Annotated in this window: 20 protein-coding genes; 18 read left to right on the plus strand and 2 right to left on the minus strand. The window is 44.6% G+C overall.

Features of this window, described 5'->3' with window-relative positions; translation table 11 throughout:
- Position 1: 1 nt before the first annotated feature.
- The 10 genes from FLA_RS02525 to FLA_RS02575 all read left to right on the plus strand — a co-directional run bounded on the left by FLA_RS02525 (position 2) and on the right by FLA_RS02575 (position 11,791).
- Positions 2–1,519, plus strand: a complete 1,518-nt coding sequence (locus FLA_RS02525; protein ID WP_076381865.1) for a tagaturonate reductase — start codon at positions 2–4, stop codon at positions 1,517–1,519.
- A 25-nt stretch (positions 1,520–1,544) separates the two neighbouring features.
- Complete coding sequence (locus FLA_RS02530) at positions 1,545–3,191, plus strand: UxaA family hydrolase (RefSeq protein WP_076381826.1); 1,647 nt, start codon at positions 1,545–1,547, stop codon at positions 3,189–3,191.
- Positions 3,192–3,235: 44 nt separating this feature from the next.
- Positions 3,236–4,687 carry a glucuronate isomerase gene (gene uxaC, locus FLA_RS02535; RefSeq protein ID WP_076381827.1) on the plus strand — a complete coding sequence of 484 codons (1,452 nt, stop codon included), beginning with the start codon at positions 3,236–3,238 and terminating at the stop codon, positions 4,685–4,687.
- A 13-nt stretch (positions 4,688–4,700) separates the two neighbouring features.
- Positions 4,701–6,341 carry an NADP-dependent glyceraldehyde-3-phosphate dehydrogenase gene (locus tag FLA_RS02540; RefSeq protein ID WP_076381828.1) on the plus strand — a complete coding sequence of 547 codons (1,641 nt, stop codon included), beginning with the start codon at positions 4,701–4,703 and terminating at the stop codon, positions 6,339–6,341.
- Between the two features lie 53 nt (positions 6,342–6,394).
- Positions 6,395–7,162 (plus strand): SDR family oxidoreductase, encoded by a 768-nt coding sequence (locus tag FLA_RS02545; RefSeq protein ID WP_076381829.1) that lies wholly within the window; start codon positions 6,395–6,397, stop codon positions 7,160–7,162.
- 65 nt (positions 7,163–7,227) lie between these two features.
- A complete protein-coding gene (kduI, locus tag FLA_RS02550; RefSeq protein ID WP_231940381.1) occupies positions 7,228–8,061 on the plus strand; it encodes a 5-dehydro-4-deoxy-D-glucuronate isomerase in 834 nt (277 codons plus the stop codon).
- Between the two features lie 26 nt (positions 8,062–8,087).
- On the plus strand, positions 8,088–9,116 hold the full coding sequence (locus FLA_RS02555) for a sugar kinase (protein ID WP_076381830.1): 1,029 nt from the start codon (positions 8,088–8,090) through the stop codon (positions 9,114–9,116).
- Positions 9,100–9,759 (plus strand): bifunctional 4-hydroxy-2-oxoglutarate aldolase/2-dehydro-3-deoxy-phosphogluconate aldolase, encoded by a 660-nt coding sequence (locus FLA_RS02560; protein ID WP_076381831.1) that lies wholly within the window; start codon positions 9,100–9,102, stop codon positions 9,757–9,759. The genes FLA_RS02555 and FLA_RS02560 overlap by 17 nt, the downstream gene beginning before the upstream one ends.
- Before the next feature lie 24 nt (positions 9,760–9,783).
- Positions 9,784–11,151 (plus strand): MFS transporter, encoded by a 1,368-nt coding sequence (locus FLA_RS02565; RefSeq protein WP_076381832.1) that lies wholly within the window; start codon positions 9,784–9,786, stop codon positions 11,149–11,151.
- Positions 11,152–11,347: 196 nt separating this feature from the next.
- Positions 11,348–11,791, plus strand: a complete 444-nt coding sequence (locus tag FLA_RS02575) for a hypothetical protein (RefSeq protein ID WP_076381834.1) — start codon at positions 11,348–11,350, stop codon at positions 11,789–11,791.
- Positions 11,792–11,911: 120 nt separating this feature from the next.
- On the opposite strand, the gene FLA_RS02580 is transcribed toward FLA_RS02575, so the two are convergent.
- Together FLA_RS02580 and FLA_RS02585 are read right to left on the minus strand one after the other, a co-directional pair.
- On the minus strand, positions 11,912–13,291 hold the full coding sequence (locus tag FLA_RS02580; RefSeq protein ID WP_076381835.1) for a carboxypeptidase-like regulatory domain-containing protein: 1,380 nt from the start codon (positions 13,289–13,291) through the stop codon (positions 11,912–11,914).
- The gene (locus FLA_RS02585) at positions 13,284–13,853 is read right to left on the minus strand and encodes an RNA polymerase sigma factor (protein WP_076381836.1); all 570 of its coding nucleotides are present in this window, start codon (positions 13,851–13,853) and stop codon (positions 13,284–13,286) included. The genes FLA_RS02580 and FLA_RS02585 overlap by 8 nt, the downstream gene beginning before the upstream one ends.
- A 125-nt stretch (positions 13,854–13,978) precedes the next feature.
- On the opposite strand from FLA_RS02585, the gene FLA_RS02590 reads away from it, so the two are divergent.
- From FLA_RS02590 to FLA_RS02625, 8 genes are all read left to right on the plus strand, one after another.
- Positions 13,979–14,995, plus strand: a complete 1,017-nt coding sequence (locus FLA_RS02590; RefSeq protein WP_084206476.1) for a carboxypeptidase-like regulatory domain-containing protein — start codon at positions 13,979–13,981, stop codon at positions 14,993–14,995.
- Positions 14,992–15,795, plus strand: a complete 804-nt coding sequence (locus FLA_RS02595) for a hypothetical protein (protein WP_076381838.1) — start codon at positions 14,992–14,994, stop codon at positions 15,793–15,795. Before FLA_RS02590 ends, FLA_RS02595 begins: the two co-directional genes overlap by 4 nt.
- 82 nt (positions 15,796–15,877) lie before the next feature.
- The gene (locus tag FLA_RS02600) at positions 15,878–17,842 is read left to right on the plus strand and encodes a vWA domain-containing protein (protein WP_076381839.1); all 1,965 of its coding nucleotides are present in this window, start codon (positions 15,878–15,880) and stop codon (positions 17,840–17,842) included.
- Between the two features lie 59 nt (positions 17,843–17,901).
- Positions 17,902–18,468 carry a sigma-70 family RNA polymerase sigma factor gene (locus tag FLA_RS02605; protein WP_076381840.1) on the plus strand — a complete coding sequence of 189 codons (567 nt, stop codon included), beginning with the start codon at positions 17,902–17,904 and terminating at the stop codon, positions 18,466–18,468.
- 72 nt (positions 18,469–18,540) lie between these two features.
- Positions 18,541–19,722 (plus strand): FecR family protein, encoded by a 1,182-nt coding sequence (locus tag FLA_RS02610; RefSeq protein WP_076381841.1) that lies wholly within the window; start codon positions 18,541–18,543, stop codon positions 19,720–19,722.
- Between the two features lie 182 nt (positions 19,723–19,904).
- Positions 19,905–23,306, plus strand: a complete 3,402-nt coding sequence (locus tag FLA_RS02615) for a SusC/RagA family TonB-linked outer membrane protein (RefSeq protein WP_084206477.1) — start codon at positions 19,905–19,907, stop codon at positions 23,304–23,306.
- A gap of 14 nt (positions 23,307–23,320) precedes the next feature.
- Complete coding sequence (locus FLA_RS02620) at positions 23,321–24,730, plus strand: RagB/SusD family nutrient uptake outer membrane protein (RefSeq protein ID WP_084206478.1); 1,410 nt, start codon at positions 23,321–23,323, stop codon at positions 24,728–24,730.
- Between the two features lie 21 nt (positions 24,731–24,751).
- Positions 24,752–25,894: a TlpA disulfide reductase family protein gene (locus FLA_RS02625; protein WP_076381843.1), complete on the plus strand. Its 1,143-nt coding sequence runs from the start codon at positions 24,752–24,754 to the stop codon at positions 25,892–25,894.
- Positions 25,895–25,899: the final 5 nt, after the last annotated feature.

Genomic DNA, 25,899 nt, shown 5'->3' on the forward strand with positions numbered 1-25,899 from the left:
TATGATTTTATCAAAAGCCACTCTTCCGGCAATTAAGGCACAGCCTGGCGTATCTATGCCGCCTGCAAACGTATTTGCTTTACCAGAAAAAGTATTACAGTTTGGAACGGGAGTGTTACTGCGTGGTTTGCCTGATTATTTTATTGATAAAGCCAACAGGCAGGGCGTGTTTAATGGTAGGGTGGTGATTGTGAAATCAACCAGCCAGGGTGGCGATTCGGCTGCGTTTACCCAACAGGATAATTTATATACCCATCACATCAAAGGCATTGTAAACGGTCAGCTGGTAGAAGAAACCGTTATCAACAGCTCCGTTAGCCGTGTGTTATCTGCGCAGGATCAGTGGCAGGAAGTTCTGGCGCTGGCTGGAAGCCCTGCACTGGAAGTGGTGATATCCAACACTACCGAAGTGGGTATTACCCTGGTAAAAGAAAGCGTTACAGAAGGTGTTCCTGCTTCTTTCCCTGGTAAACTGCTGGCGGTATTATACAAGCGTTATAAAGAAGGCGGAAAGGGCCTGGTAATTATACCTACGGAATTAATCAGCGATAACGGTACCAAACTGCGCGGTATTATAGAAGAGCTGGCAGGCTTTAACCAGCTGGAGCCTTCTTTCCTGCAGTGGTTAAGCACAGAAAACGAATTCTGTAATTCACTGGTAGACCGTATTGTACCGGGTAAACTGCCTGCGGCAGACCAGGCGGCAGCAGAAGCGGCACTTGGCTTTAAAGACGACCTGGGTATTATGTCAGAGTGTTACAGCCTGTGGGCTATTGAAGCCAAAACTGCACGCAGCAAAGCAGCATTAAGCTTTAGCACTGTTGACGAAGGTGTAGTAATTGCAGATGATATCCTGGCGTTTAAAGAACTGAAACTACGTTGTTTAAACGGCACACACACCTTTAGCTGCGGCTTAGCCGTGCTGGCAGGTTTTGTAACTGTAAAAGCAGCCATGCAGGATAGCGCATTTGAAAAATATGTAAGCACACTGATGCAGGAAGAAATTGCCGGTGCTATTACCAGCAAAGTAATTACCCCGGAAGCAGCTGCTAAGTTTGCCAGCCAGGTAATTGACCGTTTCAAAAACCCGCATATCGAGCATCTGTGGTTGAGCATTACCATGCAGTACACCTCTAAAATGGCTATGCGTAATGTGCCTATCATCAACTGGTACTACGAGAAAAAACAAAGCGTACCTGCACACATGGCCCTGGGTATGGCAGCCTACCTGCTGTTTATGCGCAGCCAGAAAAATGCGGAAGGCAAGTTTGAAGGCACTGCCAACGGTAAAACATACATTATTAATGATGATAAAGCAGGCATCCTGTACGAAAAATGGCAGCAGTTCAGCGGCCTGTCGCTGGTACAGCAGGTGTTAAGCGATACCGCTTTATGGGGTAGCGATTTAAGTGCACTCAACGGCTTTGCCGACGCAGTGGCACACTACCTGGATGTGTTAAGCACACAACCCGTAAGCAGTATTGTGGCTGATTTGGATACTAAGAAAGTGATAGGATAGATATAACCTTTAATATAAACCCCAGATGAAAAAGATAGTTTTAAAAGTGAATCCAGCCGACAATGTGATAGTGGCGCTGACTGATTTACACAAAGGACAGCAGGTAGAGCTGGACGGAGAAAAATATATTCTTGCCGATGACGTGCATGCTAAACATAAATTTTTTACTACCGATTTACAAACCGGTGATGAAATTATCATGTACGGTGTGCTGGTAGGAAAGGCGCAGCATTTTATTGAGAAGGGCAGGTTAATGACCACCGACAACGTAAAACACGCTTCTGATCCTTTCACCTACAAGCCTTTCCATTACACATGGACTGCACCTAACGTTGATAAATTCAAAGGCAGAACCTTTAACGGTTACCACCGTGAAGATGGCCGCGTAGGTACTGCCAACTACTGGCTGTTTATCCCTACTGTGTTTTGCGAAAACAGAAACCTGGATGTAATTAAAGAAGCCTTACATAACGAATTAGGCTATGCTGTTACCCAGAAGTACAAAAGCTACGCACACGAACTGGTGGAAGCTTACAAAAAAGGAGAAGATATTCATAACCTGAACTTAGCCCCGCAAACTTCAGAAGAAGCACGCAAAAAGCGTGTGTTTGAAAACGTGGATGGTATTAAGTTCCTGAACCACCAGGGTGGTTGTGGTGGCATTCGTCAGGATGCGGCAGTGTTAAGCAAGTTGCTGGCTGCTTATGCCGATCATCCAAACGTAGCAGGTGTAACCGTATTAAGCCTGGGCTGTCAGAACCTGCAGGTACAGGATTTTAAAAACGACCTGCAACAGCGCAATCCTAACTTCAACAAGCCTTTATACATTTTCGAGCAACAGCAATCGCAAAGTGAAGAGCAATTGGTTGCTGATGCTATACGCAAAACATTTGAAGGCCTTATAGAAATAAACAAGTTCACCCGCAAACCTGCTACGCTGGACAAATTAACCTTAGGGGTGAAATGTGGCGGTAGTGATGGTTTCAGCGGTATCTCAGCCAACCCGGCTGTAGGCTACACCTCCGACTTACTGGTGGCTTTAGGCGGTAAAGTATTACTGGCTGAGTTTCCGGAGCTATGCGGTGCAGAACAACAACTGATTGACCGTACCAGGAATGAAGATGCGGCCAAGAAGTTTATTCACCTGATGACAGCCTATAACGATGCGGCACATAAAGTAGGCTCCGGCTTTCACATGAACCCATCTCCCGGTAACATCAAAGACGGTTTAATTACCGATGCTATCAAAAGCACAGGTGCAGCACGTAAAGGCGGTACCTCTGTGGTAGAAGATGTACTGGATTATACCGAGCCTGCGGTTAAGCCCGGTTTAAACCTGGTATGTACGCCTGGTAACGACGTAGAAGCCACCACGGGTAAAGCAGCTTCAGGCGCTACCTTAATCCTGTTTACTACAGGCCTGGGCACACCTACCGGTAACCCCGTTTGTCCTACTATTAAAGTATCTACCAACACAGCCCTGTTAAAAAGAATGGGTGATGTAATTGATATCAACACCGGTCCCGTTATCGATGGTGAGAAAACCATTGAAGAAATGGGTGAGGATATCCTGGAATATTGTATCAAAGCAGCCAGCGGTGAGATAATACCTAAAGCGGTGTTGTTAAACCAGGATGATTTTATTCCATGGAAAAGAGGGGTATCGCTATAATCCTTTGTTGAAACTGTAATGTTGACTTTTGAATACGTATAATCATGAAGAAGTTTTTAGATGAAAACTTTCTGCTGGAAAATAAAACCGCAGAAAAGCTGTATCACGACTTTGCTAAACATATGCCTATTATAGATTATCACTGCCATTTGCCGCAAACGCAAATAGCAACTGATCATCAGTTCCAGAACCTGACCCAGGTGTGGTTGTATGGCGATCACTATAAATGGCGCGCTATGCGTACCAATGGAGTAGACGAAAGCTATTGCACTGGTAACAAGCCTGATTATGAAAAATTTGAACAATGGGCTAAAACAGTGCCTTATACTTTACGTAACCCCCTGTACCACTGGACACACCTGGAGTTACAGCGTTACTTTGGTGTAAACGAGCTGTTAAGCGCCGATACTGCCAAAAGCATTTACGAAACCTGTAGCGAGCAACTGCGCACACCAGACTTCACCGTTCGTAACCTGCTGCGCAAGATGAACGTGGCAATGGTTTGTACTACCGATGATCCGGCTGATGATTTAAAAGATCACCAGTTTTTAGCAAAAGACAGCTTTGAAACACCTGTATTACCAGCCTTCCGTCCGGATGCTGCAATGAACGTAGATAATACAGAGAATTTCATTAAGTATGTAGGTCGTATTGAGAAAGCCGCTAACGTAAGCGTTACCGATTTCAAAAGCTACCTGGATGCGTTAAAAAGCCGTCACGACTACTTTGCTGCCAATGGTTGCGGCGTAAGTGACCACGGTTTGGAAGAGATCTATGCTGAAGACTATACCGAAGCTGGTGTAGCAGAGATATTCAAAAAAGTAATGGCAGGCGGTCAACTGACACTGGAAGAACGCAGACAGTTTAAATCGGCCATGCTGGTATACTTTGCTGAGTGGGATTGGGAAAGAGGCTGGGTACAGCAATATCACCTGGGTGCATTGCGTAACAACAACCTGCGCAGAATGCGTGAGTTAGGACCAGATACCGGCTGGGATTCTATTGGCGATTTCCAACAGGGCCGCGCACTGGCAAAGTTCCTGGGCAAACTGGATGATGGCAACAAACTGGCTAAAACCATTATATACAACCTGAACCCTGCCGATAACGAACTGATGGCTACCATGATTGGTAACTTCAACGACGGCTCTATTGCCGGCAAAGTGCAGTTTGGCAGTGGCTGGTGGTTTTTGGATCAGAAAGATGGTATGACCCGCCAGATGAACGCTTTATCTAACATGGGCTTAATAAGCAGATTTATCGGTATGCTTACCGATTCTCGCAGCTTCCTGTCGTTCCCACGCCACGAATATTTCCGCAGGTTATTATGTAACCTGTTTGGTAAAGAAGTGGAAAATGGTGAATTGCCAAACGATGTTGCATGGATTGGCCAGGTGGTACAAGACATCTGCTATAACAATGCAAAGCAATACTTTAACTGGCAGTATTTAAGAACGCCGGAAACAAGTGCTGCTAACGCGCAATTGATTAAATAACCCTTTATACAAGATGGTAGAAACTAAATTGACTTTTGAGGAGCTGCTACACAGCAAATTTGTGGCAGCAGACGCCATTCCGGAGGGCTTTGCTTTGCCTGGTGAAATAAACCAGCGTGAATACCTCTGCAATGGTGAAATGAAACAGTGGAATGGTACCGTTCACCCGGTATATTCTCCTGTGTGTGTGCAAACACCTAACGGCCTGGAGCGTAAGCTCATTGGCTCGTACCCCATTTGTACCGAAGCAGAAGCAGCAGAAGCATTAGACGCAGCTGTAAAAGCTTACGATAACGGACGCGGCGAATGGCCTACTATGAGCGTAGCTCAACGCATTGACTGTGTAAAGAAGTTTACGCAGAAAATGAAAGAGAAGAAAGACATAGTGGTAAAGCTGATTATGTGGGAAATTGGTAAATCATATGCCGATTCTGTAAAGGAATTTGACAGAACTGTAGAATATATTGATGCTACCATTAAAGCGTTAAAAGGCATTGACCGTAAGTCTTCTACTTTTGAAGATGAGCAGGGCATTGTGGCGCAGGTGCGCCGTTCGCCTTTAGGCGTGGTATTGTGTATGGGGCCGTTTAACTACCCGTTAAACGAAACCTTTACCACCTTAATACCGGCTATTATCATGGGCAACACCCTGTTGTTCAAACCTCCGAAGCATGGTACCTTATTGCACTATCCTTTACTGGAAGCTTTCCGCGATTCTTTCCCTAAAGGTGTGGTAAATACCATTTACGGACGTGGTAACAGTATTGTTCCCGGTTTAATGCAATCCGGTAAAATTGACGTGCTTACCTTAATTGGTAGCAGCCGTGTGGCCAATGAGCTGAAAAAACTGCACCCGAAAGTAAACCGCCTGCGCGCGATACTGGGGCTGGATGCTAAAAACGCAGCTATCATTACCGCTAAAGCCGATTTAAAGCAAGCCGTTTCTGAAACCGTACTGGGTGCGCTTTCTTTCAACGGTCAGCGTTGCACTGCACTGAAAATCATTTTCGTACACCGTTCTATCGCCCATGCGTTCTCTAAAGCGTTAAGCGAAGAGGTGAACAAATTGAAAGTAGGTATGCCATGGGAGCCAGGTGTGGCGTTAACGCCATTACCAGAGCCGGGCAAGCCTGCTTATCTGAAAGATATCATTGACGATGCAGTATCGTTCGGAGCTAAAATCATGAATGAAAATGGTGGTGCTACGGTAGAATCTCTGGTATATCCGGCGGTATTATTCCCCGTGAACGATCAGATGAAAGTATACCGCGAAGAGCAGTTTGGACCAGTGATTCCAGTGGTGCCTTACGACGATCTGGAAACGCCGATTCAATACCTGATCGACTCTACGCATGGCCAGCAGGTGAGTATTTTCAGTTATGATAAAAATGAAGTAGCTTCCCTCATCGATCCATTGATGAACCAGGTAAGCCGTGTGAATATCAACTGTCAGTGCCAGCGTGGTCCGGACGTATTTCCATTCACCGGTAGAAAAGATAGCGCGGAAGGCACTTTGTCTGTAGAAGACGCTTTACGTTCTTTCTCCATCCGTTCACTGGTGGCTACCAAGCTGACAGATGCCAATACACAGTTATTTAACGACATCATCAGCGAAAACATCTGTAATTCTTTAAGCAGGAACTACATATTTTAAGATAAACAAAGCAAGGCCGGTGGCAACATTGGCCTTGCTTCTAATAAAGCAGAATGAGCAAAGCACTATTCGATCTTACAGGAAAAACAGCATTGGTTACCGGTGGTAACAAAGGAATTGGTAAAGGAATGGCAGTAGGGCTGGCGGAAGCCGGTGCAGATATTCTCGTGGTTTCAGGATCGGTAGCCTTACAAGGCAGCGATATTGAAAAGGAAGTAACTGCCCTGGGACGCAAGTTCAAGGCTTATCAGGCTAACCTGGGCGACCGGGAAAAGCTGTATGAGTTTATTACAAAACTGCTGGCTGAAAACCCGAACATCGATATCCTGGTAAACAACGCAGGCACTATTATGCGTAAGCCTGCAGCTGAACACCCTGATGAGTATTGGGATAGTGTGCTGTCTTTAAACCTGGATGCGCCGTTTGTGCTGGCCAGGGAAATTGGTAAACACATGTTACAGCGCGGCAGCGGTAAAATTATCTTTACCTGCTCGTTGTTAAGCTTCCAGGGCGGTATTAACGTACCTGGTTATGCAGCCAGCAAAGGCGCATTAAGCAGCCTGGTGAAAGCACTGGCCAACGAGTGGGCTGGCAAAGGCATTAATGTAAATGGTATTGCACCAGGTTACATTGCCACTGATAACACGGAAGCGCTGCGTAACGATCCGACCCGTAGCAAGTCAATCCTCGACAGAATTCCAGCGGGCCGTTGGGGCGAGCCGGAAGATTTTAAAGGTCCTGCCGTATTCCTGGCATCCGATGCCGGAAGTTACGTACAGGGAACTATCCTTACGGTAGATGGTGGATGGATGGGCAGATAGAGTAGGATAGTGAATACGAAAATTGTAAATAGTTTTAGGCCCTTACAGGCCGATTAAAATATAGAATGATGGAAGTTAGATTTCAGCAAAGTCCAAAGGAAACCAGCCAGATGAATACGCAGGAACTGCGTAGCAATTTTTTGATCGAGAACTTAATGCAGGATGACAAGCTGAACCTGGTATACTCGCACTACGATCGCGTGATTGTGGGCGGTGCCAAACCAGTGAACCAGGTGTTGAAACTGGAAGCGCATTCCGAATTAAGGGCTGATTATTTCCTGGAAAGAAGAGAACTGGGTATCATCAACGTTGCCGGCGCCGGAAAAGTAGTGGCCGATGGCGTTACTTATGAGTTAAATAAACTGGAATGCCTGTACTTAGGCAAAGGGGTAAAAGAAGTTTCTTTTGCCAGCGTAAACGCAAACGATGCCGCTATTTTTTACCTGTTGTCTGCTCCCGCACACGCTACTTATCCTACCGTTAAGTATAGCAAAGACCAGGCGTCTGGTGGCGATATGGGTAGCCAGGCTACCGCCAATAAAAGAACTATTTACCGTTACATACATGCCGATGGCATTCAAAGCTGTCAGCTGGTAATGGGCTTAACCATACTGGAAGAAGGTAGTGTTTGGAATACCATGCCATCACACACCCATACCCGCCGTATGGAAGCTTATTACTACTTTGATGTAAAAGCCGATCAGCGCGTGTTCCATTTCATGGGCGAGCCCACTGAAACACGTCACCTGCTGGTGGCCAACAACGAAGCTATTATTTCTCCGCCATGGAGCATACACTCTGGTTGCGGTACTGCCAGCTACGGCTTTATATGGGGCATGGCCGGTGAAAACTATACTTACAGCGATATGGACCCTGCTCCGTTAGCTGATATGCGCTAAGCCCTTTAACCCCCAGATTGATAAACATGAAGAAAGTATTTTGTTTTGGCGAGTTGTTGTTACGTATGTCGCCCGTATTAGGTCAGCAGTGGTTAAAAACCAATGTGCTGCCTGTATTTGTGGGTGGCGCTGAGTTAAACGTAGCGCAGGCTTTAGCCGGCTGGCAGGTGCCGGTACAGTATTGTACCGCTTTGCCACAGAATTATTTATCGCAGGAAATATGCGATTTAATCAGCGAGAAGCATGTGGACATGAGCCGCGTACACTTTTCCGGTGAACGCATTGGCACTTACTACCTGCCACAGGGAGCTGATTTAAAGAACGCTGGTGTTATCTACGACCGCGCCTATTCTTCTTTCGCTTCTTTAAAACCCGGTATGATTAACTGGGACGAAACCCTGAAAGATGCCAACTGGTTTCATTTCAGCGCTATTAGTCCTGCTTTGAATACAGATGCAGTTGCCGTATTGGAAGAAGCACTACAGGCTGCTACCCGCTTAGGTTTAACTATTTCTGTTGACTTGAACTACCGCGCCAAATTATGGCAGTACGGTAAAAAGCCGGTAGAAGTAATGCCTGCGCTGGCTAAATACTGCCATGTAATTATGGGCAACATCTGGGCTGCCGCTAATTTACTAGGCATGCCTTTGAACGAAACCCTGGTGGCGGCTGATAACAGTACCGAGTACCTACAGCACGCTGTAGAAACCTCTAATGCGATTATGCAGCATTTTCCTACCTGTCATACAGTAGCTAACACCTTCCGTTTTGATAAAGAAGGCGGTGGCATTTTATACTATGCGGCCCTGCAAACAGGTGGCCGGCAATATGTATCGCCCACCTTTACTATTGATAAAATAGTAGATAAAGTAGGTAGCGGCGATTGTTTTATGGGTGGTCTTATTTACAGCATGTACAATAGCCACCAGCCCCAGGATATTATTAATTATGCAGCAGCAGCAGCCTTTGGTAAGTTGCAGGAAGTAGGCGATGCTACACGGCAGGATGTTGCGGCTGTTCAATCTACTATTCAACGTTATGAGCAAAAAAGATAGTTCGTTACAGGCCGTATTGCAACAACGCATACTGCCTTTGTATTTTGAAGCCGACACTACTGTGTCACTGGAAGTATTGAAAGCCTTATATGCAGCCGGTATTCGCGCGGTAGAATATACCAACCGTGGCGCTGCAGCACTGGATAACTTTAAAGCCATGAAGCAGCTGCGTGATGCAGAACTGCCTGGCCTGGAAATAGGAATTGGTACTATTAAAAATGCAGCCGATGCACGTGCTTTTGTGGCAGCCGGTGTAGACTTTTTAATCAGCCCCGGTTATGTGCCTGAGGTACTGGAAGTAGCCAACGAATTTGGTTTACTGTATGTGCCGGGTTGTATGACGCCTACCGAAATTATCACAGCAGAAAATGCGGGTATCCGTTTTGTAAAACTGTTCCCGGGCAACGTACTGGGTCCTGGTTTTGTAGAAGCCATCCGCACCCTGTTCCCGGCTATGTACTTTATGCCAACAGGCGGTGTAGAGCTGGACGAAGCTAATTTACGTAGCTGGTTTACCGCAGGTGTAAACGCAGTAGGTTTAGGTAGCAAGCTGATTAATAAGAAAGTATTGGCACAGGCCGATTATGCAGCAGCTATTACAGCAGCCACTGCTACAACCCTGCATACTTTAAAATCCATTTAACGAAAAACCGCTAAAACGATTCGCATGTCTTCAACCAAAATCGGCAAATACAGGTGGACGATCTGTACACTGTTGTTTGCCGCCACTACCGTTAACTATTTAGACAGGCAGGTACTAAGCTTATTGCAGCCACACCTGGAGGAAATATACCACTGGACAAACAGCGACTATGCCGATATTACTGCTGCTTTCCAGCTTTTCTATGCCATTGCCATGTTATTTGCAGGCAGGGTAATTGATAAAGTAGGAACTAAATGGGGATATGGCCTTGCTATTACCATATGGTCGATTGGCGCTTTAGTGCACGCATTTTCTTTCCCGATAGGATCAGGTATTGCCAATATACTTCAATTATTAGGTATTACTGTCTGGAGTGCCTCTGTATTAGGCTTTATGTTTTCCCGTATGGTGCTGGCCCTGGGCGAAGCTGGTAACTTTCCGGCAGCTATTAAAGCTACAGCCGAATACTTCCCGCAAAAAGAGCGTTCCCTGGCTACAGGTATATTTAACTCCGGGGCTAATATCGGCGCTATCATTGCGCCTATTTCCATTCCTGCTATTCAGGCAGCATGGGGATGGGAAGCGGCTTTTGTGATAGTAGGTTTGTTTGGATTTTTATGGTTGGGCTTCTGGCTGTTTTTCTATGAAAAACCAGAGAAGCAAAAAAGACTGTCGCCGGAAGAACTGGCTTATATTAATAGCGATGAAGCGGTACATGTTGCCCCTTCTGAAGATGTGGCCGTTCAACAAAAGATATCATGGACAAAACTGTTAGGTTATAATCAAACCTGGGCTTTTGTAGTAGGTAAGTTTTTAACAGATGGTGTATGGTGGTTTTTCCTGTTCTGGTTACCTGCCTACCTAAAAGCAGCCTATGGTCTTACCGGACAGGCCATTTCTATGCCGCTGGCTATCTTATACAGCCTTTCTATGATTGGCAGTATCAGTGGCGGATGGTTCCCCGTTTATTTCATCAACAAAGGATTAAGCCCATTTGCAGGCCGCAGACGCGCTATGCTGGTAATAGCCCTGGTGCCATTGCTGGTGTTATTGGCGCAGCCTTTAGGCTATATCAGCTTCTGGGTTCCTGTATTGTTAATAGGTATTGGAACCGCTGCCCACCAGGCATGGAGTGCTAACATCTTCACTACCGTATCAGACATGTTCCCTAAAAAAGCCGTAGGCTCTATTGTGGGTATTGGTGGTATGGCCGGTGGTTTAGGTGGTGTGCTGATTTCTAAAGTAGGTGGAGCACTGTTTGATCATTACAAAAAAGTAGGACACATTGAAACAGGATATACTATCATGTTTGCATTTTGTGCCATTGCTTATTTACTGGCATGGGTGATTATGAAGGCTTTAGTGCCTGCACACAAACCAGTAGAATTATAATCAGGGTTTATTAGCTGAATGATACAAGAAAGCCGCTTCTGTTAAAGGATGCGGCTTTTCTTTTTGCGGTAATTCTGCCTGTTTATCGCAATATTTCACCATTTGGTACACACATACCCTGGCTGCGTAGCAGCATTTTGTATTTAACGATGGCTGGCATTTGCTTTGAAATATGTACAGTATAAAAGCAAACAATATGAAAAAGGTAATCGTTCTCTCAGCAGTAGTCATCAGCAGCCTGGTATTTAGCCATTCAGCTAACGCTCAGGTTCGATTCAATGTAAGCATAAATGTAGGTGCTCAGCCTACCTGGGTAAATAACAGTAACACGCGTGATGCGGATTATTACTATATACCTGATGCCGATTGCTACTATTCCGTTAACGAAAAAATGTATGTATACCGCGATGGGGCTAACTGGAGAAAAGCGCCTCAGTTACCTGGTCGTTTCAAAAACTTTGACTTCCGTAATAAAAGAGTAATTGGTATTAAAGGACAGGAGGCACCGTATATGCACCATGCTGAAAACAGGAATGCTTATAATAATGCCAATGAAAAGTTTAACCATCAACAACCTGACCGTCAGCCACAACGTGGTAATGACAACAAGGGAAACAATGGTTTTGGAAGACGTTCATAAGCGTAGTAGAGATAGCGTTTTAACGTGTAAAGCGGCCTGCCTGTTGGCGGGTCGTTTTTGTTGAATCAGGAGGGCAAAGTAAATAACAGGCTGGAGCCTGAGTTTGTAGCGTAACACCCTTTAAAACCTTACAATCACGCGCCCTTTCTTCTTCTTATTCCCAATCCATTTAGGACCATTTTCCAAAGCGGAAATAGCTTTATCATTCATGGAGTTATTGAACGATTTCAGCACTTTCATATCGTAAGGGTTGCCATTAGCGTCAATAGCAAATTCCAATTCTATTTCACCGGTTATCTTTTGGCTGGAGCCGGTGGTATCCATTTCCTGGTGTATCTTTTTATATACATATTCCTGGAACGATTGCCAGCCACCATCGGGATACAAGCTATCTGTGCCTGATTTTTTAGCGGTTTCTTTGGCTTTGCTGCGGGTATGTAATTCTGTTACTACCATATCAGACAATGATTCGCCTTCTTCTTCCAGTGAAATAACATTGCTTTTAGAAGCAGATACGCTGGCTACAGTGGTTTCGTAACCTACCGAAGCAATTTCCACCTTGCCGGTAGAGTCCATTGCTTTTACAGCAAAGCGGCCTTTGTCATCTGTAATAGAAAAGGCATGTCCGTTTACTGCTTTTACAGTAGCACCTGCCAGGGCTTTGCCATGTTGGTCAGTAATGGTGCCTGATAATTTATAAGAAGCAGGCGCGGCGGCTGCTACACTTTTCTCAACACTAACACCAGCGGTGCGGTTTTGTAAGGCAGCTGCTACACGTTGATTGTTGGCGGCATAGCCCGTTACCACTACCTCGTTGAGCTTATCTTTATACGCACCTATACCTATGGTATCGGCCCATGTTGAGGTCACAGTTTGAGGTGGTATAGCAGCGGGTGTGAGCGAAAGCAGCGGCGCGGCAGCTTCTTCTTTCTTCTGTTCAGAAGGCAATAGCTGTTTTTTGGGGGCCATGCTTTGTACTTCAACCGCTGTGCTATTGGAAAGTGTAGGCAGTTTTTGTGTCCTTTTTACTGTTTCCCGGCTGGGCTTGATAGTATCGCCCACTACCGGAACTATTTTAGGAGTTACCAGCGGGGCAGGAGCAGTGGAAGCTGCAGGCTGTTGTGGCTGGTTTTGTGCCAGTTCGCGACTGGCCTGGCTATCCGGTGTATAAGAAGGTTGCAGAATCTGGTAGCTGATAGCACCTGCGCCGGCAATCACAATCACTAGTGCGGCAACTTTCCACCATTGCCAGCTGGTGCGGGCAATAGGGGTTATTATAGCCTCTTCTTTCGACTGTTGCAAAGAAGCGGCAATCTGGTTCAGATGTTTGGCTGCCAGCTGCAGGGGAGCGTGTGAATAGCCTTCCAGGGCATCTGCCAGGAAGGGGTCCTGCAGGGCGGCTTTCTCCATATCGTGCATCTCACCCGGCAGCATTTTGCCGGATAGGTACCTTTCGATGTCAGAAAGAGAATAATTGATATGTGCATTTTGATCAGCCATTGCTTTCCATGCAATTTTTTAGGTTTCTTCTGCCGTTTTGAATCAGGCTTCGCACCTTGTTCCAGTCGTTACCGGTAATGCCGGTTATTTCGTTATAACATTTGTTTTGAAGGTAAAAGAGTTGTACCGCCTGTTTCTGTGCTTCCGGAAGCGTTTCCAGGCACGATTCCAGTTTTTTAAATTCCTGTTCTTTATCCAATACACTATCCAGATGCGAAAAATCTTCCGATTGCACAAGGTTGACGTCAAAAGAAACGGTAATAGTTTGCTTCATTTTGCGTAACTGCATGAGACAGTGGTTTTTAGCTACCACATACAGCCAGCCTTTAAAATTGTCTACCTCGTGATTAGGCAGTTTTACCAGCAGTTCCTGGTAAATGTTCATTACGGCATCTTTGGATGATTCTGCGTCGTTCAGGTATTTAAAACAAACACCATACACCAGATCGGCATAGCGTAGGTAAAGTGTGGCCAGCACTTGCTGGTCGCCGGTATGGCGAAAAGCAGTCAGCAATTCTTCATCGCTGCGGGGTGCTGTATTTTCCACGTGCATAACTCTCATGTGCGAACACCAAATTAGAGAATTATCCATAACCGGCAAGCAAACCCATAGGAATTGTGGACTTTTTTTAACCCCTTTTTTATGTAATCCCCATTTTTTAAGCATCTGGCTGTAAAAACCAGCTTATGAAGCCAACTATACGATTGCAAATTCCTACGCCCTGCCACGAAAACTGGAACGAAATGACGCCTGTGGAACAGGGTCGTTTTTGTAATGCTTGTAACAAGGCCGTGGTAGATTTTAGTATTATGACCGACCAGCAGATTCTGGATCACCTGGCAAAAGCAGCAGGCAGTACCTGCGGGAGGGTAAACAATACTCAATTACTACGTGATATACAGCCAATGCCTATACCGCCTAAAACCAAATGGTGGATGGCGCTGGCAATGCCTTTATTGTTATTCTTTAATAGAAGCATAGCCCAGTCAACTATAAAAGCGAAGGCAGCCACCGACCAGCAGCAAGCGCCTGAAAAACGTACACTGAAAATGGGGAAAATGGCTCCCCGCAAGGTGCAGCTTTCGGGTAAAGTAACCGATGCACAGGGCGCACCTATAGCCTATGCAGTACTTTCCATTTCCACTACACAGGATGGAACCACTACCAACGAACAGGGCGAATACAGCATACAATTGGCTACCTGGGCCGATTCGGTTGTACTGGAAGTAAGCAGCCTTGGATACTTTAACAACCGCCAGACTATTGCGCTTGACAACCGTGTAACAAAAGATGTAGTATTAGAGGAAAACGTAAACACACTGAAGCCGGTTACAGTAGCAAGCTATGGAAAAGTGGTGGGCCGTTTAGTAATGGGCGGTGTAAGTGTGATGAAAGTAGACACTTTACTGATGCGTACAAAAGATACCATTGCCAGACTGGTAAAACAACCCCGTTTTACAGTAGCCCCTAATCCGGTACAAAGGCATCAGCAGGTAAATGTATATGTAAAAGACCTGGATAACTATTCACTACAGGTGATTAATAACAGTGGAGTAGTGATGTATACACAAACCTATAAAGCCGCTAAAGGAATAACACAGCAAATAACACTTCCCTCCAACTGCATACCAGGCCTGTATTACGTGCGTATGGTAGACATGCAAACCCAAAAACAATATACCAACAAATTAATAGTATTATGAGTGGAGTAAGAATTGGCATTGAAAACCCTTGTAACGAAAGCTGGCAGGGCATGCAGCCTGTACAGCATGGCCGCTTTTGTAACGCCTGTAGCAAAACGGTAGTGGATTTTAGCAGCATGACCGATCAGCAGATATTGGATTTTTTATCACATTCAAAAGGGGGTATTTGTGCCCGTATACGTGAAAGCCAATCAGGAAGGGAGCTACAGCCTATGCCAGTGCCACCTAAAGCAAAGTGGTGGCTGATGTGTACTATGCCTTTGATGCTTTGGTGGAATCGCGCAACCGCACAAATGCCTGCTAAAAGAACAGATAGCACTACACAAAAGCAACCTTTGAAAGAGAATGATAACTTACCACCAGTTGTAGTAATGGCGTATCCCCCTAAAGGTGGGCATACCACTTTTATTCCCGGAATAGGAGGGGGCACCATCAAAGGCATAGTACGTAATAACCTGGGCGAGCCTGTGCAGTATGCTTTTATTACAACAGCCGATAGCTGCGCCACCGATTTTACCAATGCTGACGGTGCATTTACCCTTCATTTATATAGCATAGCAGACAGTGTTACACTGATGGCAAGTGCAGGAGCAGCTGCGGTAACACAAACCATACATCCGCAGCTATATACATCCGTTACGTTGGTGTTGCAAAATAAACTACCTGTAATCAAAAATGTTACAGTGGAGGAACAATTGCAAGGCAAACTGGAAGAAATAGATTACATGGGAGTAGTAGTCTATTCTAAAAAGCCTTCTCTATGGCATCGGATTTTTCACGGCAAAAGAAAAAGAAGATGATCGCAAAAGAAATAGCATAAAAAATACTTTCTTTCTTATGTAATCAAAAGCGTAGCCGCATCCTTATAGCAAATGTAGTTTTATGAAATACGCATCACCCCTGTTATTAATACTGCTGTTACTGTTTGCCTTTAAACAGCAGGACACATGGAAGTTAAGTGGTAAAGTTACGGACGCTGCCGGCAAGCCATTGACTGGCGTTAGTGTAAGCATTAAAGGATCAAAGAAAACGGTGCTTACAGATAATATAGGCGCTTTTGCCATTACCACCTCTGTTGAAAAACCAACCGTAATTTTTTCATACATCGGTTATGTCACCCAGGAAGTAGCTGTTACCAGTAAAAAGAGCATCACGGTTGTAATGCAGCCAGCAGAAGCTGCGCTGGATGAAGTGGTTGTGGTAGAACGTCAACCTCAGGTGAAGAAAGATGTTAAGGGATCTATACAAAGGCTGCAAGGTCGCGTGCCGGGTTTAAAAGTAGAGGCAGCGGCAGGTACTGCCAGTTATTTTGCAATAAAAAGTTTTGCTACATCGCCGGTTGCCGATAAAGAAAATGTATGGTACAACCCCGCGCCACAAGCATACGACACCAACGGTGAAGGATACAGCGCTATGAAAGAAAACGATTTCCTGAAAACAGGTGATAATCCGTTGTCTACTTTCTCGATTGATGTAGATGCCGCTTCCTATAGCAATATACGCAGGTTCATTACCGATGGCATGATGCCACCTACAGATGCAGTTCGCGTAGAAGAAATGATTAACTATTTTACTTATCATTATCCACAGCCCGCCGATGCGCATCCTTTTAGCGTAAACACCGAAATAGCTACTTGTCCCTGGAACAGCAAGCACAGGCTGGCTTTAATTGGCCTGCAGGGTAAACTGATGGCAGAAGATAAACTGCCTGCTTCGAACCTGGTGTTTTTAATAGATGTAAGCGGTAGCATGGAAGATGATAACAAACTGCCACTGGTAAAATCTTCCCTGGAACTGTTAACCGATAAATTAAGACCACAGGATAAAGTTGCCATTGTAACCTATGCTGGTAATGCAGGCCTGGTGTTACCCTCTACCAGCGGTGATGACAAGCTTACCATTAAAAAGGCTATTAAAAACATGAGTGCCGGTGGCTCTACCGCAGGTGGCCAGGGTATTGAACTGGCTTATAAAGTAGCGATGGCAAACCTGGTAAAAGAAGGCAACAACCGTATTATCTTATGTACCGATGGCGACTTTAACGTAGGCGCCAGCAGCGAAGGCGATTTAATCAAGCTCATTGAAAAAGAAAGAGAGAAAGGTATTTTCTTAACTGTGCTGGGTTATGGCATGGGCAACTACCAGGATAGTAAAATGCAACAGCTGGCCGATAAAGGCAACGGCAACCATGCATATATAGATGGCATCAGCGAAGCGCAAAAAGTGCTGGTACATGAGTTTGGAGGTACACTGTTTACCATTGCCAAAGATGTAAAGCTGCAGGTGGAATTCAATCCCGCTAAAGTAAAAGGGTACCGTTTAATCGGGTATGAAAACAGGGTACTGGCAAAAGAAGACTTTAACAACGATAAAAAAGATGCCGGTGAATTAGGCAGCGGCCACACGGTAACGGCTTTATATGAAATTATCCCAATCGGCGTGGATGCACCAGAGCTGGACAGCGTTGACAAACTGCGTTATCAGCCTGTAGTGGCTGCTGCTGCCAACAGCACACCTGCAACAGTATCCGGCGAAGTATTGAACATCAAACTGCGTTACAAACAACCCGATGGCAACACCAGCCGTTTACTGGAAAAGCCGGTATTGGATAACCAGTTATCATTTGAAAAGGCTTCTGAAAATTTACGCTTTGCCGCCGCAGTAGCTGCGTTTGGCATGAAGCTGAGAGAATCGAAATATGCCGGTAGTATCTCTTATAAAGAAATTGCCGAAATAGCAGAAAAAGCCAAGGGTGAAGACAAAGAAAAATACCGTACTGAATTTATAGGGCTGGTAAAAGAAGCCAATAATATATCCAGGAAAGCAGATATAGGAGATAGGCGATAAGATTGGTGGAATTATCTTTTTTTGGCTAATTTCGCCCGCTGTTAGATAAGCATACCCTATTGTCCGAATATCCTACATATAGTAACGAAGCACTGGTTCAGCTGATACAGCAGGATGACCGGATGGCCTTTGAAATATTGTATCGGCGATTATGGGTAGAGATGTATGATACTGCTTATCAACGTTTAAAAAACGATGCCCAGGCGGAAGATATAGTACAGGATGTGTTTACCAGTTTGTGGACACGCCGTGCTTCTCTTAATATAGACAACGTAACGGGGTATTTACATACAGCTGTTCGTTTTAAAGTTTTCAACTATGTGCAGCGGGGGGCTGCACATAGTTTTTTAGAACCTTTCCAATCCCTTGCCAGCCCGGCAAACGCCGATGATAAATTGCTGGAAAAAGAACTCAGCGCCTTACTCGCTGCCTACGAAGCCGCTTTACCTGACAAACGGCGCAAAATATTTCAACTGTACTTTCACGAACGACTTTCTACCCGCGAAATAGCCGATATGCTCGATATTTCTCAAAAAACAGTGCAAAACCAGCTGGGAACTACCTTACAGGACCTGCGCGCAGGTGTATTACCACTGCTGATATTACTGACTTCCACCCTCAAATAAAAAAAGTTAAATTTTTTTTGGGAGTTTTTCCGGTTCGTGTGACATACTATAAAACAGACACACGCAACATTTATGTTACCGGTAAATCCAACTGAACTGCTTAAGCTGGTAAAAAAATACCAGGAGGGAACTGCTACTCCTGCCGAAAAGGATTTTATTGAACAATACTATCAGCACTTTCACACACAGGAGAAGGCATCTGCCCAATGGAACAACGATCACAAACAACAACTGGAAAATAACCTGCTGCAACGCATCAACCTGCAAATTGAGCAGGAAAGCACGCCCGTGGTTCCTGTTGTGCCTTTATACAAACGTAGCCTGTTTAAAATAGCCGCTGCCGTACTATTACTGGCAACGGGCACGGCTATCTACATAGCATCGCAGCACACAGACAACAAACATACCGCAACCGCTCAGCAGGATGTTGCACCAGGTGGAAACAAAGCCACCCTTACCCTGGCGGATGGGTCAGTAATTGTATTGGACAATGCCGGTAACGGGAAACTTACCTCACAAAATAATTTCAGTGTTATTAAAGCCAGTGATGGCAAAATTGCTTACCAGCAGGATAGCGTTGCCAGTGCTTTAGTCATGCAATACAACCTGCTGTCTACTCCTTTAGGCGGGCGCTACCAGGTAACCTTATCTGATGGCACCACGGTATGGCTAAATTCTTCCAGTTCCTTACGTTATCCTACTGCTTTTAATGGCGCCACCCGCGAAGTGGAATTAACAGGCGAGGGTTATTTTGAAGTAGCCAGAAATTCAGCCAAGCCTTTTCACGTAATAGTGCCGGTGAAAAGAGCAGGCGAGCGTAAAATGGATGTAAAAGTGTTGGGTACCCATTTCAATATCAATGCTTATGAGGAAGAGCAGCAAGTGAACACTACACTGCTGGAAGGCTCGGTTGTAGTAGGTATTGGCAGCCAGAGCAAATGTATAGCTCCCGGACAGGCAGCGGCGTTGGACCTTTATTCACAGCAACTGCTGGTGAAGAACGCCGATACAGAAGGGGCGGTAGCCTGGAAAAATGGCCGCTTTGCCTTTCACCACCAGAACATAAAAGAAGTCATGCGCCAGATTGCACGCTGGTATAATGTAGAAATAGTTTACGAAGGGAAGATAAGTGATGAAGATTTTGGCGGTGAAATACCTTGTAGTGAAAACCTGTCGAAAGTATTGAAAATGCTGGAGCTGACCGGTATTGTGCATTTTAGATTGGAAGACAGGAAAGTGATTGTAAAGCCATAACGATCAAAAAACTTTTTTCACCTTTTAACCCCTTTTAGCAATGTAGAGTTAGAGAGAGCAGACTACGGATGCCAGGCTAAACAAAAACCGGGAGTGCTGCGAACACCCCCGGAAGAAAGGTTTAGCGATAAGCGAGATATTGACTTAACCACTTAATCAACAAAACCAAACGGTATAAAAGTATGAATCTATTCGTACGTGGCAATGCTATGCCACCTGAGAAGTTATTTTCTAAACAAAAGCTGTTAGTGATGAAACTGACCATAGTATTTCTTTTAGCAGGTATGTTACAGCTTCACGCCCGCGGCTTTAGCCAGCAGGTATCGATACATGTAAAAGATGCTTCCCTGGAAGAAGTGTTTGCGGCTATTAAAAAGCAAACAGGCTATACTTTCTTATATACCTATCCCATGCTGCAGAAAGCCGGTAAGGTGGATATGGCATTGTCTAACGTAAGCTTGAAGCAGGCGTTGGACGAATGTTTTAAAAATCAGCCGTTGGTATACAATATTGTGGATAATGCAGTAATTGTGAAGGTAAAGGAAGTGCAGCAACAGCAGGTGTTGCAGGCGGCTTTTCAGCCACCGGTGGTGTCTGCTGTTTCGGGCAATGTAACAGATGATAAGGGCAATCTGGTAGAAGGTGCCAGTGTGGTAATAAAAGAACTGAACCTGAACACTCAAACCAATAACAAAGGTGCTTTTAGCTTTGCCGATATTGCTGAAGGAACCTACACGGTAGAAGTAACCATGATTGGTTTTAAAAAGCAGGAAAGAAAATTAACTGTAAAAGGCAAACAGGTAATAGTGAGCTTTGTGCTGGTTACTCAACAAAATCAGTTGGATGAAACTGTGGTAATTGCTTATGGTACTACCACTAAACGCTACAACACCAGTTCTGTTGGAACAGTTAAAGCGGAAGTAATTCAAAGCCAGCCTATAGATAACCCGTTGAATGCTTTACAGGGCAGGATAGCAGGCTTGCAGCTGACACAAGGCAACGGTATACCAGGTAGTCAGACTACTGTGCAAATTCGCGGACGAACTTCATTAGATATCAGCACTACTGGTAACATGCCATTGTATGTAATTGATGGGGTTACTTTCAGTGGTTTTAACGGCGGTCAACCAGCTTCTGATAACCTGGCATTGAATGGAACTACCACATCTGCCGGTGCTATCAGTCCTTTTTACAACATTAACCCTAACGATATTGAGCGTATTGATGTGCTGAAAGATGCGGATGCTACCGCTATTTATGGTGCACGTGGGTCTAATGGTGTAATCTTGATCACTACCAAAAAAGGCAGGGCAGGTACAACCAAGCTGGATGCAAATGTTAGCTCGGGCGCAGGCAAGGTAGGGAGATTTGTGCCTATGATGGACATTCACCAGTATTTACAAATGCGCAGAGAAGCATTTGCGAATGCCGGCACTACTCCTACAGCCACTAATGCCCCTGATTTACTGGTATGGGACAGCACTAAAACTACCGACTGGCAAAAATACCTGATAGGTGGTAGTGCAGCTATGACCAGCGCTAATGCTACAGTAAGTGGCGGTAACGGTGGTACACGTTTCCTGTTTAATAGTAACTATACACATAATGGTACAGTGTTCCAGGGCGATTTTCATTCCAATCGTTTCTCTAACAGGTTAAATCTCGATCATACCACACGCGATCAGAAACTGAACATTAGTATGGATATAAGTTATTCTACCGACAACACCATATTGCCTATGTATGATGCCGGTTCAAACTTCTATAATTTACCACCTAACTACCCTATGTATGCCAGCACTGGTTCATTATATTGGGCGCCTGTTACGTATGCCAGCACAAACCCTAAAGCATATGAGGCTAAAGTGAATGAGAGTAAAACCACCAACCTCCTGGCTAACTTTAGCCTGAAGTATAATATCTATAAAAGTTTATTCTTCAAAGTAACCGGTGGTTATAACGTAGTTACTTTAAATCAGAATGGCCGTCAGCCAATGTCGTCCTATAACCCGGCTTCCACCACTACCGGCAGATCGGTTTTTACTAACAATCGTAACGAAACATTGGTAGCTGAGCCTCAGCTCGAATACACTACAAAAGTGTGGAAAGGTAAATTGCAGGCATTGGTAGGAAGTACCTTTCAAAAAGCCACTTCCAGTGGTTCCAGCATTACTGGTACAGGGTATACCAATGATGCATTGTTAACAAGCCTTATCAGTGCTGCCGCTTTTGCAGTTAGCAGCAACACTAATTATATCTATAAGTTTAACTCAGGTTTTGGCCGTTTAAACTATAACATACTGGGTAAATACATTGTTAATGCTACTTTCAGAAGGGATGGTTCTTCCCGTTTTGGCGCCAACTATGCGCATGGTAATTTTGGAGCCGGCGGTGCAGCGTGGATATTCTCTGAAGAAAAATTTGTGAAGCAGGCATTGCCTCTCCTGAGTTTTGGTAAGTTAAGAGGAAGCTTTGGCATTACCGGTAATGATCAGATACCTAACTATAAGTACATGACCTTGTACAATGTAGCAGGTTCTGGTTACAACTATCAGGGAGGAGTAGTGACTTATCCTACGGTTTCCAGTGTATATCCTAACAATGATTTAAGATGGGAAAGCAACAAAAAAGCAGAGTTAGGCCTGGAACTGGGCTTTATAGAAAACCGTATTGTATTTAATGCTACTTACTATAGAAACGTTGCCAGCAACCAACTGCTGAATGTGAACCTGCCGGCGCAGGTGGGTACCGATTCTTACCTGGGTAACTTCCCGGCTACTGTGGTAAACCAGGGATGGGAGCTGGAGTTAAATACTACCAACATTCGTAAAAAGGATTTTGAATGGACCTCTTCCTTCAATATTTCTATTACCAAAAACAGGCTTACTAAATTCCCCGGTTTAAAAGGTTCTTCTTATGAGTCATCTTATGCAATAGGTCAACCAGCAGATCTAATCTGGATTTATAATTACCTGGGCGTAGATCCTCAAACCGGTGGCTATCGTTTTGAAGATAAAAACAGTGATGGTACTATTAACTATGTATCTGACCGTCAGTATGCCAAAGTGGGTACTCCTTATTTCGGAGGTTTAAACAACACCTTTACTTATAAAGGCTTCCAGTTAGGCTTCTTCTTCCAGTTTGCACATCGCTATGGCTATACTAACAATATTATTGGTCCTATAGGTGGTTCCATGTACAACCAGAATACATCTGTTGTAAACAGGTGGCAAAAGGAGGGAGATAATACCGTGTTAGGAAAAGCAACTACTTCTACCAGTGGACCGGGTGGACTCAATGCTTCTTTAATAAACACATCTACTGCTTTCTGGGGTGATGCATCTTTCCTGAGATTTAAAAACATCAACCTTACTTATCAGCTGCCACAGTTGTGGATTCAAAAGCTGAAAATGTCGTCATGCAGCATTTACGTACAGGTACAGAATGTATATACCTGGTCTAAACAAAAATACCTGTTAGATCCTGAAACTTCTATTGTGGGCGCAGCTCCTGGCCTGGGCGCCGGTACTATGGCTGTGCCACCTTTAAGAACTATGGTGGCTGGTATTCGTTGTTCATTCTAAAACAAAAAAGTAACATGAAGTTTATTACATATTCAGTTCGTTCAATAAAAATGCAGGCGATGGCGCTGGCCGGGGTAGTATTGCTGGCTTCCTGCTCTAAAAGCCTTGATCCGGGTATTCCTAATGGATCAATAGGTGGTGATGCAGTATTTACTTCTGATAACTCCGCTACTTCAGCAGTAATGGCTATATACAGCTACTCTTATACATATGAGTTTTTAAAGGCACAGACTATTCAGACAGGACTTTCTTCTGATGAGTTAATGTATACCATGTCATCTGCTACTACAGATGCAGCGTATGCTGAGTTTTCGGTTAATAACCTTACAGTAGGCAATACAGTACTTCTTCCACACTGGAAAAATGCCTACTATGTAATGGCTCAGATAAACCTGGCTATTGATGGCGTAACCAACTCTACCGGTATTACTGCCAGCACTAAAAGCCTGTTACTGGGTGAGTTAAAATTCTGGCGTGCTTATATATACTTTAGTATGTATAATACATTTGGTCCCGTGCCATTAATTGTAAGTGCAGGTGCCAATGACGCTGAGACTAATAAGTACATGCCAAGAACAGACTCTGCTACTATGTTCAAGCAAATTTTTGCCGATCTTACAGAGGCACAAAGCTTATTGCCGGTAGCCTACACCGGAACGCTGAGAGGACGTGTAAATAAGGCGGTGGCTTCGGCTTTACTGGCCCGTTTATACCTGTACCAGAAAGATTATGCTAATGCTGAGGCGCAGGCTGCTTCTGTAATAGGGCAAACCAGCACTTATTCTTTTATGAAGGATCTGACCAAGGTGTTTAAAAATGCAAGTACAGAAACTATCTGGCAAATACCGTCTTATTACGGTTATTCTACCGTTGGATATAATTATGTAACACTTACTACCACTACTTTACCGCCCTGGTATCTGAACAAAGCTGTATACAGCTCATTTGATACAGCTGATTTGCGGAAGGCTAACTGGACTTCTTACGTGGTAAATGGTACTGATACGCTACGTACTATTACTAAATATAAATTACCCAGCAGCACTACAGCCGGGGATGAAGCTACTGTAATGATGCGTTTGCCAGAGCAATACCTGATTCGTGCTGAAGCCAGGTTAAAACAGGGGAATACTTCTGGTGCTACCAGTGATTTAGACAGTGTTCGTGTAAGAGCAGGCCTGGCATTGTTAAGTGAAAGTTTAACAGCAGATCAACTGATGGATGAGGTAATGTTACAACGTAAACTGGAATTGTTTGGTGAGCAAGGCCACCGTTGGTTTGATTTAAAGCGTACCAACAGGGCTATCAGTGAGCTGGGCGCCAGCAGGCCTGCATTGGTATCTAAACCAGGGCATCTGTTGTTCCCTATTCCGGATAACCAGCGCTCGCTGAATACCAATCTTACGCAAAACAACGATTACTAATACTAATCAAGATAAACGAGTATGAAGAAACTGGCCTTTTATATATGTACAGCTTTTGCAGCTGCTGCGGTAACCACCGCAGCAGCCCAAACTGCTAAAAAAGCAGTAAAAGCAAAAGTGAAAGGGTATGCCATCGCAGGCACTATTGCCGGGCTGGATACAGGCTGGGTATACCTGGTAAAAGAAGTGGGTGAAGAAAAAATAACCGATTCTGCACGGGTACAAAACGGGCAGTTCCGGTTTGCCGGCACTGTGCCTTATCCTGTTTTTGCTTTTATCAAACAAGGCAAAACCTACAGCCAGGGCGCTTTCTTCCTGGAAAATACCCCGGTAACATTTAACGCAAAAAAAGATTCATTGAGCAGTGCTGTAGTAAAAGCAGGTGCGGTAAATGAAGACTGGAAAGCCTATTGCGAAGCATTTAACGTCGTGAAGGTAAAGGCAGGTGTTTATTACCGTTTGTCCGATTCGTTAAACAAAGTATTTAAAGGCAAGCCGGATTCGGCTTCCAAAGCGTTGCTCGATGCTTCCCGTAAACAGCTGGAACAAGAAGATGATCAGGTGCATACTACATTTGTGCAGTCACATACATCCTCTGCAGTAAGTGCTTTTGCAGCCCTTACCCATTATGCGGGTTACAATGCTTTTGATAAAGCTGCAGATATGTATGCTATCATGGACACGGTAGCAAGGGCATCTTATTACGGCAAGAAATTACAGGAGGCATTGCTATTAACCAGGAAAACCGCTATAGGTTCAAAGCCGCAATTAACCATGGTTGATACGGCTGGAAGGCCTGTGTCTTTGTCTGATTTTAAAGGCAAATATGTGCTGGTTGATTTCTGGGCTAGTTGGTGCGGTCCCTGCCGTAAAGAAAACCCGAACTTAGTGGCAGCTTATAACACCTGGCACGAAGCAGGATTGGAAATAGTTGGTGTATCCTTAGATGGAAGCAAAGAAGCCTGGTTGAAGGCTATTCATGCCGATCATTTAAACTGGACACACCTGAGCGATTTGCAAGGTTGGAAAAATGCAGCTGCATTAGAGTTTGGTATTAAATCAGTGCCCACTAACTTTCTGTTAGATAAAGAAGGAAAGGTAATAGCCAAAGATTTACGCGGTGAAGATTTACAGAAGAGACTGAAAGTTTTGTTGGGGTCTTAATCAAC

The sequence above is a fragment of the Filimonas lacunae genome, from assembly GCF_002355595.1.
Classification (GTDB): domain Bacteria; phylum Bacteroidota; class Bacteroidia; order Chitinophagales; family Chitinophagaceae; genus Filimonas; species Filimonas lacunae.